Raw genomic sequence first — 9,965 nt, forward strand, 5'->3', positions numbered from 1 at the left:
GCCGGTCCGCGCCCAGCACGGCCGCCCGGACGACGGCGACCGGCCGGTACAGCTCCTTGCCGTACCACAATGGAGGGTGCGGGCCGGCAGCGTCCAGTTCGGACATCCGGGCGTGACCCCGCGCCACCGCCGCCGTCACCGCCGGGCTCTCCGCCGGGCCGGCCAGCAGCACCTGAAGGGCGTACGCCGTCTCCTCGGCGGTGCCCGCCCAACGCCCCCACGACCCGTCCTCGCGCTGCGTGCGCAGCACGTACCGCACCGCGGCCCGCACCGCGTCGCCGGCGGCCGCCCCGTGCCCGGAGCCGGCGAGCGCGAGCGTGCAGCAGGCCGTGGCGTAGTACGGGGAGGCGTGCCACCGGTCGTGCCATCCGCCGTCGGCGCCCTGCCGCTCGCGCAACACGGTGGACAGTCGCGCCGGCAACGCCCGGTACCGGGCCGCCGCGTCCGGGTGCCGGGCCAGGTGTCCGGCGAACGCGTCGAGCACGTGCGCGTTGGTGGTGACCGAGAAGCCGTCCTCCCCCGGCCAGGTGCAGAAGCCCTCCGGCGTCTCGTACGCCCACAGTCCGGCTGGGTCGGCGCGCCGACCCAGCCGACCCAAGGCGTCCAGGGCAACGGCGGTGGTGTCGGCGTCGGTAGGCAGACCGGCGCCGGTGGCGATCCCGGCGTCGCCGGTCGCCGCGGTGAGGCTTTCCACCACCGCCTCGGGTGGGTCGATCGGAATTCCGGCCCGGAGCAGGCCGCTGAGCACCCAGGCCCGCTCGAAGACGGTGATCGGCGTGGGACAGGGCACCGGGCCGCCGCCCTGGTCGACCAGCGTGGCGAGGAAGGCCTGGGCCGCTCCGCCGCCGGCCGCGCCGCCGGCCGACAGCCAGGCCGCGGTGGCCGCCGGCGACGCCCCCACGGCCAGCGGGTCGTCGTCGGGCCGCGGGCCGGGCAGCCGGCCGGTCGGGAGGTCCAGGATCTCGACGAAGTGGGCGAGCTTCGGTGGCAGGGGCAGCCCGGCCGCACCCGCGGCCCGGACCCCGGCGAGCCGGTCGGCGCTCAACCCGTGCGGCAGCCGTGGCCCGTCGTCGGGCAGTCGCCGCCGGGTGACGGGGTCCAGCCGGTCCAGCCGCTCGGCGATGGAATCCACCAGTGCCGGCACGAGCAGGTCGGCGCCGGGGGTGTCCGGTAGGCCCGGGCCGGCGAGCGGTCCACCGAGCGCGCGCAGCGCCCGGTTCACGGCGGCGGGCACCCCGGCCACGGGTGCGGTCGGCCCGGCCAGCACGGCCAGCAGCGCGTCGGTCGCGCTCAGGGTCGGCACCAGGGCATACCCCTCGGGTGGCCCCCAGCCGCCGTCCGGCCGCTGGCCGCGCAGCAGGTACTCGACGCGAGCCCGGTGACCGGGCAACCCGGGGGCGAGCGCCACCAGCCGGCCGGTCTCGTACGTCGACGGGTCGACCTGCCCCCACGGCCGGCGGGCCACAGCCGCCAACAGCGCGGCCGCGCCGGCGTCGCCCGCGCTCACGGTGCCACCTCGGTTCGCGACTGCGGGGCTCGCAAACCCGGCTCACTCCTCGCGCTCACAGTGCCACCTCGGTTCGCGACTGCGGGGCTCGCAAACCCGGCTCACTCCTCGCGCTCACAGTGCCACCTCGGTTCGCGACTGCGGGGCTCGCAAACCCGGCTCACTCCTCGCGCTCACGCTGGGCCCCAGAAGTCGGAGACCTGGTAGAAGCCGCTGGTGTAGGCGATCTGGCGGTGCAGGTACGCGGCCTGCCGCGGGACCCGGTCCGCGAGGCCGGCGATCCGCTCCTCGCACCGCCGGGTGAGCTGGGCCAGCCGGGCGTTGACCAGGGCCGGGTCCGCAACGAGCGCCAGGGCGTTCAGGTCACCCCAGGCCACGTCCCGCCGGTGCGTCGCGAGGTCGTTGACCAGCCGCAGCACCTGCTGCACGTCCCGGCCCACGCTGCGCAGCTCGGCGAGGTGCGCGCGGCAGTCCGGGTCACCGACCGCGATCCAGTGCGTCACGTTGACGAAGGAGCAGGCGAGGTTGTCGGCGTTGGCGAGGTACCCGTCCAGGTCGGGCAGCTCGGCCGAGCCGGCCGGCAGGTGTTTCCAGTCCCACTCGCGGGCGACTGCCGCGAACATGGCGGCCAGTTCCTCCCGCCACACCGGCGCCAAGTCGCCGTAGGCCGGTGCCGCCCCCAGGTCGGCGCGCAGTTCGGCCAGCAGGGCGGCCAGCGGGCTGTCGGCCGGGGCCGGCGCCCCGTCGGCCACGGCCAGGCAGGCGGCGACCGTGTTCCGCACCTCGGCGGCGCTCTCCGCCCGGGTGTCGATCAGCCAGTCGGCCGCGAAGACCCAGAGCAGGGTACGGGTGGTGGTGCGCAGCCGCTCGGCCGGATACCAGGGGGCGGTGAAGGCGATGGCGGTGGCGACCGAGCTGAGCAGCGCCGGGTCGAACGTGGGCGCGGCGAACAGGGCGGCGTGGCGGGCCACCACGTCCTGCAGGTCCCGCAGCCCGCGGACGGCGAGCGCGCAGATTCGTCCCTGCTCGGCCACGTCCGCGACCCCGTTGGGCCAGGGCGCGCCGGGCGCCGGTCGTCCGGTGGCTGCCGGGGCGGACGTGCTGTTCGCGGTCACTGGGCGACCGGGCGCTGGATCGCGGACAGGCTGAGCATCGACCGCTGCCGCGGGGACAGCGAGGCCCCGAGCCGGGGCGTGAGATCCGCCGGTGCGCCCAGCCGGAACCGGTACCGGCTGAGGACCGTGCTCACGATGAGCTGCGCCTCCAGCAGGAACAGATACTGCCCGAGACACTGGTGCGGGCCACCGCCGAACGGGAAGTAGGCGTACCGGTACCGGCGGCGTGGCCGGTCCGGGGCGAAGCGTTCCGGGTCGAAGCGGGTCGGGTCGTCCCAGAAGGTCGCCATCCGCTGCGTCACGTACGGGCTGACCAGCACGGTGGCTCCGGCCGGGATCCGGACCCCGCCGAGTTCGTCGTCGGCCGCCGCGGTCCGCGGGATCAGCCAGCCGGCGGGGTAGAGCCGCAGCAGTTCGTCGAGGACCATCCGGCCGTAGGTGAGCTGGGGCAGGTGCTCGCGGCGCACCGGGCCGTCACCGACCACCCGCTCGACCTCCGCGTGGAGTCGGGTCGCCACCTCCGGGTGCTTCTCCAGGACCGGCCAGAGCCAGGACAGCAGCGCGATGGTCGTCTCGGTGGCGGTGGAGAACATGGCCACCACGTCCCCGCGGATCTGGTACTCGTCGGGCACCCGCCCGTCCGGCCGGGGACGGCAGAGGGTGGCGACGATGTCGTCGTCGTCCGTGGGGTGTGCCAGCGCCTGCCGGACGATCGGCAGGACCACCTCGTCGATGGTCCGTACCGCACCGTGGAAGGCCCGGTCCCCGGGCATGGGCACGGAGTACGGCACGAACGGGGCCAGCAGCCGCGGCAGCATGGCGGTGGTGACCGTGTCCAGCGCCGCGCTGACCCGGTACGCGTCCACCAGGGAAATCCGGTCGGCGAAGAGCACCCGCATGGTGGTGGTGAGCACGATCCGCTTCAGCTCGTCCGCGCCGTCCACCGTACGGCCCTGGCGTGCCGGCTCGGCCCAGTCGTCGACGGCCATGCCGATCGCTTCGGCCATCCGGTCGACCAGCGTCTCGGCGCGTTTCGCGGTGAACAGCGGCTGCAGCGCGCCCCGGGTGGACTCCCAGGTGCTGCCCTCCGCGACCAGGATGGCCTCGCCGACCACCCGGCGTACCGGGCGCCACAGCAGACCCTGCTCGTCGCGGGGATAGTTGGCGACTCGGTCCCGCAGCACCTGCTGGAGGTGGTCGGGGTGGCTCACCAGGTACGGACGGAACGTACCGAGGTTGAGCCGAACCACCTGCCCGTCCGCCTCCTCGGCGAAGCGCACCAGGGCCGCGAGCGGATCGCGCACCAGGGCGGGCAGTGCCCGGTGCAGCGGCACCCGCGCCGGGGGGATCGTCGGTACGGGGTCGGCGTCAGCCGCGTCGGACATGTTCACCCACGCTTCCTCGTCGCCCCGCCTTCGAAAGCGTCCATCACGGGCGCCATCGGCCGACCGGGCAGTTCTGTGCCTGGAGAGCATGTCATCAATGAGAAAGATCATCCAGACCGCGGGGCACACTTTCCACATCGGCGGTGGCCGTGCCCGGTCCGGCCCGCCGGTGACCGACGAGGCGAGCGGGATCCGCCGGACCGGAAGCGGCGGCCCGGAGGAATCCGGGCGGGTGACCGCCCCCTGTGCCAAGCTTCGGGGCATGGACGACAAGACCATCCTGAACCGGATCACCGAGCTCGTCGACGAGGAGCACCGGCTGCGTGCGGCCGCGCAGGAGAACGAGGCCGGCACCGACGACGCGGCGCGCGAGCGGCTGCGGGCACTCGAGGAGTCCCTCGACCAGTGCTGGGACCTGCTGCGCCGCCGGCGGGCGGCCCGCCAGGCGCACGGCGACCCGGACGCCCAGGGTGAGCGCCCACTCTCGGAGGTCGAGCGCTACCTCCAGTGATCCTGGCGGTGCCCGGCACGGCCGGTGGGCCGCGGGCCGGGCGTCCCGGGCGGCTGCTCCCCGCCCGGGACGACGCGGCGCGTTCAGCGGATCCCCGCCTCCCGCAGCAGCAGCCCGGTCAGCTCGGCCGGGTCGGCGGCCGCCGCCGGCAGCCCCCGGGCGGCGAACCAGGTGCCGACGACACGGACGTCCCGGGCGAGGAACTCCGGCCCCTGCGGGTTGGCCACCATGTCGACCACCTGCGGCAGGTCGATCATGACCAGCCGCCCCCGGTGCACCAGCAGGTTGTACGGCGACAGATCGCCGTGGGCGTACCCGGCCCGGGCCAGCACGGCCAGGGCGTCGACCAGTTGCTCCCACAGGTCGCGCAGTTCGGCGCCCTCGGGGCGCAGCTGGGCCAGCCGGGGGGCGGCCTCGCCCTCCTCGGCGTCCCCGATGAACTCCAGCATCAGCTCGGTGCCGAGCAGCTGCACCGGGTACGGCACGGCGATCCGCCCGGAGGCGGCGCCGATCTCCCAGAGCCGGGCCAGCGCGGAGAACTCGGCCGCCGCCCACTGTCCGGCGATCATCTGCCGGCCGAACGCGGTCCGGCCGGCCATCGCCCGCATCTCCCGGGACCGGCGGACCCGGCGTCCCTCCAGATAGCCGGCGTCGCGGTGGAAGAGCCGGTGCTGCGGGTCCCGGTAGCGCTTGGCCGCCAGCAGACAGGAGCGGTCGGTGTCCGGCACGGCCCGGCGGACCAGGTGGACGTCCGCCTCCTTGCCGGTCTTGAGCACGCCGAGTTCGGTGTCCCGGGCGGCCAGCTCGGTGACCAGCCACTCGGGATGGGGCTCGGGCCCGTGCACGGCCTCGTCCCAGGAGGACCAGGCGTCCTCTGGGTCGGCTTCGTGGTCGGGTTCGGTCAGGACCGGCTCGGTGGGCCGGCCCCGCTTCAGGAAGTAAGGTTCGTCGTCGTCGAAGCGGCTCTTGCCGCGGCCACGGCGCTGTGGCGCCGGGAAGTCAGGTTCACGCACGGGTGGGTTGATCCTTCGATCGAGGCTGGTGGAGGCAGGTGGAACGACCCTGCAAAGACGGCCATGACCGACCTCCTCTCCTCGACCGGGCCCCGCCCGGTTGCGCCCTCGCGCGGCCCCATGCTGATCGCCGGGCGCCGGGCGGGTCAACCGAATTAACCGGCCAGCACCGTGGCCACCGCGGCGATCAGCCCGTCCACCGTGCGGGTGGGCGCGAACCGGGTGTCCGACCAGCGGCGTCCCCGGTGCAGCCAGACGCTGGGCAGGCCGGCGGCCGACGCCCCGCCGATGTCGGCCTCCGGGCTGTCCCCCACCACCCAGGCGCCGCGCAGCGGCATCCGGACCCGCTGGGCGGCGAGCGCGAAGATCCGGGGGTTGGGCTTGCTGACCCCGGCCTCCTCGGAGATCACCCAGTCCGCGACGTACCGGTCCAGGCCGGTGCGGCGGATCTTCGCCTCCTGCTGGCGGACCACGCCGTTGGTGACCACCACCGGCACCCAGCCGGCGTCGTCGGCGATCCGCAGCGCGCAGGCGACCAGAGGGTCCAGCCGGGTCTTCGCCATCACCCCGTCGTGCAGCTCGTCGACCAGGTCGATGGAGGGGACGCGCAGCCCGTACCGGTCCCGGATGGCGTCCGCCACGTCCCACCGGTCGGTCAGCCCGTCCGCGTCGACGGAGAGCAACCAGTCGATGTCGGCCGGCGGTGCGCCGATGCCCGCCAGGAAGGCCTCACCCCAGGCGCGGAACGGCCCGTCGCGGTCGAGCAGGGTGTTGTCCAGATCCAGCAGGAGGAGCGGCACTCGCGCACCTTACGGGACCGAGGTGTACGACCGACAGGGCCAGATCCCCGGCGTTCCTCAGGCCAGCACGGTCGTTCGGGGGAGCCCCTGGTCGGGCAGGCGGTCGGCGAGCATGGTGTGCGCGGCGCGGGTGGCCGCCAGGGCGGCCGGATCCAGCGTGGCCACCAGCACGTCCTCCCCGGTGTCCGCGCCACGGGCCAGCGGCCGCCCCTCCGGGTCGTACACCGCGGCGCCGCCGTTGAAGCGCCACGGGTCCGCGCCGTCGACCGCGTTGGCGAAGACCACGTACATGGTGTTGTCCAGGGCGCGGGCGGCGTAGTAGAGGTCGCGCCGGTGCGCCGAGCCGGCCAGGTAACCGCTCGGGCAGAGGTAGCCGTGCGCCTGGTCGTCGGCGGCGGCGCGGCCGTGCTCGGGGAAGCAGCCGTCGTAGCAGATGCCGAGGCCGAACCGCCAGCCGTCGACCACCAGGGTGGCGCCCCGCCGGCCGGCGTCGAACAGCTCGCGCTCCCCGCTCCAGAGCTGCTGCTTGTCGTACGCGGCGCGCACGTCGCCGGCCGGGTCGACCACCAGGGCGGAGATGGTGCGCCGCCCGTCCGGGTGCCGGACCGCAGCGCCCACGACCACGGTCGTCCCGCCGTCGCGGGCGGCGGTCCGCACCGGATCCAGTCGCGGGTCGTCGACCCGGCCGTCCGCGTCGGCGGCCAGGTCGGTGCCGGCCGGGTCGGCGGCCAGGGTCGGCGGGTGGTACGCCGGCAGGTACAGCTCGGGCAGCACCACGACGCGGGCGCCGCCGGCCCGGGTGACGAGGCGGGCGGCGGAGGCGGCGTTGCCGGCCAGGTCACCGGGGGCCGGGGTGGCCTGCACGGTGGCCACGGTCAGCGGCTGGGCGGGGAGCGGCGCGGGGGTCACCGGCCGATCCTAACCGGATCCGACCGGCACATCGATCATGCGAAACCACATCTCAAGCCGTACGTACGGTTTGCATCGGCCGGTCCGGCCTGCGACGATCGGTGCGTGCCCAGAGTAAGCCAGGACCAGCTCGACGCGCGCCGGCAGGAGATCCTCTCCGCCGCCCGGGCGTGTTTCGCCCGACACGGCTACGAGGGCGCCACCGTCCGACGCCTGGAGGAGGCCACCGGACTCTCCCGCGGGGCGATCTTCCACCACTTCCGCGACAAGGACTCCCTCTTCCTCGCGGTCGCCGAGGACGACGCCGCGGCCATGGTGGAGACCGTCGCCCGCAACGGTCTGGTCCAGGTGATGCGGGACCTGCTCGCCCGGGCGGTCTCCCCGGACACCACCGGGTGGCTCGGCAGCCAGCTGGAGGTGTCCCGGCGGCTGCGCACCGACCCGGCGTTCGCCAAGCGCTGGGCGGAACGCTCCGCGGCCATCGCCGAGGCCACCCGGGACCGCCTGCTGCGCCAGCGGGAGGCCGGCGTGCTCCGCGACGACGTACCCGTCGACGTGCTGGCCCAGTTCCTGGAGCTGGCGTACGACGGGTTGGTGCTGCACCTGGCGATGGGCCGCCCGGCAGGTGACCTGAGCCGGGTGCTCGACCTGGTCGAGGAGGCCGTCCGCCGGCACTGACCGGCCGGGTCTCGGTCCGGTAACTCGGCGGACGGGCGGATCCACCCTGGCGGGGATGCTCCACACTGAAGCCGCGATTCCCGTTGCGTTGCAGGAGCAGACCATGACGGTGCTGGCGTCGTCGGGTGACACCTGGGGTATCCCGGGACCCGTCTTCCTCACGAGCTATGTCACGGCGGCGGCCGTGATCCTCCTTGCCTGCGTAGTCCACCGGTACCTGGTCCTCCGCGGGCGAACCCCGAAGGATCCGGTCGACGCCGAGTCGGCGGCCTACCTCGGCGGCGGTGAGCAGCTGGCCGTCTGGACCGCGCTCGCCGGAATGCACCGGGCGGGCGTGGTCGGCGTGCGGGCCCGAGGGCGGCTGGAGTCGACGGGCTACGCGAACAACGGGATGACACCGCTGGAGCAGGCCCTCCACGGGGCCGCCGCCCGGGGGGCACGCACCCGCGACCTGCACCTCGACCCGCACGTCGCTAGGGCACTGGCCGGACTGCGCCAGCGCCTCGAACAGCGGGGGCTGCTCGTCGGCCGGCGACAGCGCCGAGTCGCCCGGGCCGGGGTGTTGGCACTGTCGGTGCTGCTGCTGGTCGGTGTGGTTCGGGTCGTGGCGGGGCTGTCGGCCGGTCGCCCGGCGGGATATCTGATCCTCAGCGTGCTGGCTCTCGCCCTGCTGCTGATCGTGCTACGGCCTCTCCCGAACGGCACGCGTGCCGGGCACATCGCCCTGACGGGGCTGCGGCGGAAGCACACATACCTCTCCCCCGGCGCTCGCCCCGCGTACACCACCTACGGCAGTGCGGAGGCCGCGATGGGCGTGGCGCTCTTCGGCACCGCGTCACTCTGGGCGATTGACGCGGAATTCGCACAGCAGGCCCAGGTCAAGTACCAGGCTCTGGCGGGCAACGCCCACTCCTCGGGGTGGTCCGGTGGCGGGGGCGGGTCCTGTGGGACCGGGGGCAGCTCCTGCGGCAGCGGGGGCAGCTCCTGCGGCGGCGGCGGTGGCTGCGGCGGATGAGCGGGCCGAGCGGGGTCGGCCTCGGCCGACGACCCCTCCCCCGGCCGGTCTCGGTCCGGTAACTCGGCCGACGGGCCGGACCGCCCCTGGCGGGGCTGCTCCACAATGGGCCGCGATCCCCTCGCGACAGGAGCAGTCCATGACCGTCCTCGCCGCACCGGACGACACCTGGGGCATCCCCGGCCCGGTCTTCCTGCGCTGGTACCTCCTGGCCGCGGCCGTGCTGGTCGTGGGCACCCTGATCCACCGGTTCCGGGCCCTGGCCGGCCCGGCGGCCGGCACCGGCGGGCAGCTCGGGCCGCAGCAGGTCGCGTACCTCAACGGGGGCGACCAGCTGGCCGTCTGGACCGCGCTCGGCGGGCTGCGCCGGTCCGGTGCGGTGGGCGTGGCACCCGACCGGCGCATCGTGGTCGGCGGCCCGATGCCGGCCGGGGCCACTCCCCTGGACCAGGCCATCCACAACGCCGCCGGCCGGGGCGTACGGGCCCGGGACCTGCGCCGCGACGAGTGGGTGGTCCGCGCCGTCGACCAGCTCCGCGACGGCCTCGAACAGCGCGGGCTGGCGCTGGGCAATGCTCGGCGGGCGATGCTGCGGCGCGGGCCGGCGCTGATCGGCGCCCTGCTGGCGCTCGGCGTGGTCCGGGCCTTCGTCGGCCTGTCCAACGACCACCCCGTGGGCTTCCTGATGCTCACCATGGTCCCGCTCTTCATCGCGTTCCTGCTGCTCAATCGGGTGCCGTGGCGCACCCGGGCCGCCGACCGGGCGCTGCGCGAGCTGCGTCGCCAGCACACCTGGCTGCGCCCCGCCGCCGCCCCTGCCTACGCCACCTACGGCCCGTCCGACACGGCGATGGGGGTGGCCCTGTTCGGCACCGCCACCATCTGGGCCATGGACCCGGGCTTCGCCGAGCAGGCCGATATCCAGCGCCAGGCGCTGGGCGCGAGCAGCGGCTCGGGCAGCTCCTGCGGGGGTGGCAGCTCCTGCAGCGGCGGCAGTTCCTGCGGCGGCGGCAGCTCGTGCGGGGGTGGCGG

The 9,965-nt window shown here is 74.9% G+C and carries 10 protein-coding genes; 4 read left to right on the top strand and 6 right to left on the bottom strand.

What is annotated here, in order from left to right:
• The 3 genes from ONA70_RS31200 to ONA70_RS31210 form a co-directional block, all read right to left on the bottom strand.
• Positions 1–1,507: prenyltransferase/squalene oxidase repeat-containing protein (locus ONA70_RS31200; protein ID WP_265010074.1), on the bottom strand; the 1,507-nt coding region annotated here is incomplete at its 3' end.
• A 173-nt stretch (positions 1,508–1,680) separates the two neighbouring features.
• The gene (locus ONA70_RS31205; RefSeq protein WP_265010075.1) at positions 1,681–2,622 is read right to left on the bottom strand and encodes a terpene synthase family protein; all 942 of its coding nucleotides are present in this window, start codon (positions 2,620–2,622) and stop codon (positions 1,681–1,683) included.
• Positions 2,619–3,956, bottom strand: coding sequence for a cytochrome P450 (locus ONA70_RS31210; RefSeq protein WP_406601285.1), 1,338 nt, complete (start codon positions 3,954–3,956; stop codon positions 2,619–2,621). Before ONA70_RS31210 ends, ONA70_RS31205 begins: the two co-directional genes overlap by 4 nt.
• 313 nt (positions 3,957–4,269) lie before the next feature.
• On the opposite strand from ONA70_RS31210, the gene ONA70_RS31215 reads away from it, so the two are divergent.
• Entirely contained in the window at positions 4,270–4,518 is a 249-nt protein-coding gene (locus ONA70_RS31215) for a DUF2630 family protein (RefSeq protein ID WP_265010083.1), read from the top strand.
• Between the two features lie 83 nt (positions 4,519–4,601).
• Here the strand turns inward: ONA70_RS31215 and ONA70_RS31220 are convergent, their stop codons facing one another.
• From ONA70_RS31220 to ONA70_RS31230, 3 genes are all read right to left on the bottom strand, one after another.
• On the bottom strand, positions 4,602–5,531 hold the full coding sequence (locus tag ONA70_RS31220) for a serine protein kinase RIO (protein ID WP_265010077.1): 930 nt from the start codon (positions 5,529–5,531) through the stop codon (positions 4,602–4,604).
• Positions 5,532–5,686: 155 nt separating this feature from the next.
• Complete coding sequence (locus ONA70_RS31225; protein ID WP_265010078.1) at positions 5,687–6,331, bottom strand: HAD family hydrolase; 645 nt, start codon at positions 6,329–6,331, stop codon at positions 5,687–5,689.
• 57 nt (positions 6,332–6,388) lie between these two features.
• Entirely contained in the window at positions 6,389–7,240 is an 852-nt protein-coding gene (locus ONA70_RS31230) for a carbon-nitrogen hydrolase family protein (protein ID WP_265010079.1), read from the bottom strand.
• Between the two features lie 105 nt (positions 7,241–7,345).
• On the opposite strand from ONA70_RS31230, the gene ONA70_RS31235 reads away from it, so the two are divergent.
• The 3 genes from ONA70_RS31235 to ONA70_RS31245 form a co-directional block, all read left to right on the top strand.
• Positions 7,346–7,918 (top strand): TetR/AcrR family transcriptional regulator, encoded by a 573-nt coding sequence (locus tag ONA70_RS31235; protein ID WP_265010080.1) that lies wholly within the window; start codon positions 7,346–7,348, stop codon positions 7,916–7,918.
• 55 nt (positions 7,919–7,973) lie between these two features.
• Positions 7,974–8,933, top strand: a complete 960-nt coding sequence (locus ONA70_RS31240) for a TIGR04222 domain-containing membrane protein (protein WP_265010081.1) — start codon at positions 7,974–7,976, stop codon at positions 8,931–8,933.
• Positions 8,934–9,072: 139 nt separating this feature from the next.
• Positions 9,073–9,965: TIGR04222 domain-containing membrane protein (locus ONA70_RS31245; RefSeq protein ID WP_265010082.1), on the top strand; the 893-nt coding region annotated here is incomplete at its 3' end.

It is taken from the genome of Micromonospora yasonensis (genome assembly GCF_026013475.1).
Classification (GTDB): Bacteria; Actinomycetota; Actinomycetes; order Mycobacteriales; family Micromonosporaceae; genus Micromonospora; species Micromonospora yasonensis.

Excerpts from the sequence above, each read along its gene's own strand:
- ONA70_RS31240 (WP_265010081.1), top strand. The coding sequence starts at position 7,974 with ATGCTCCACACTGAAGCCGCGATTCCCGTTGCGTTGCAGGAGCAGACC.
- ONA70_RS31215 (WP_265010083.1), top strand. The coding sequence starts at position 4,270 with ATGGACGACAAGACCATCCTGAACCGGATCACCGAGCTCGTCGACGAG.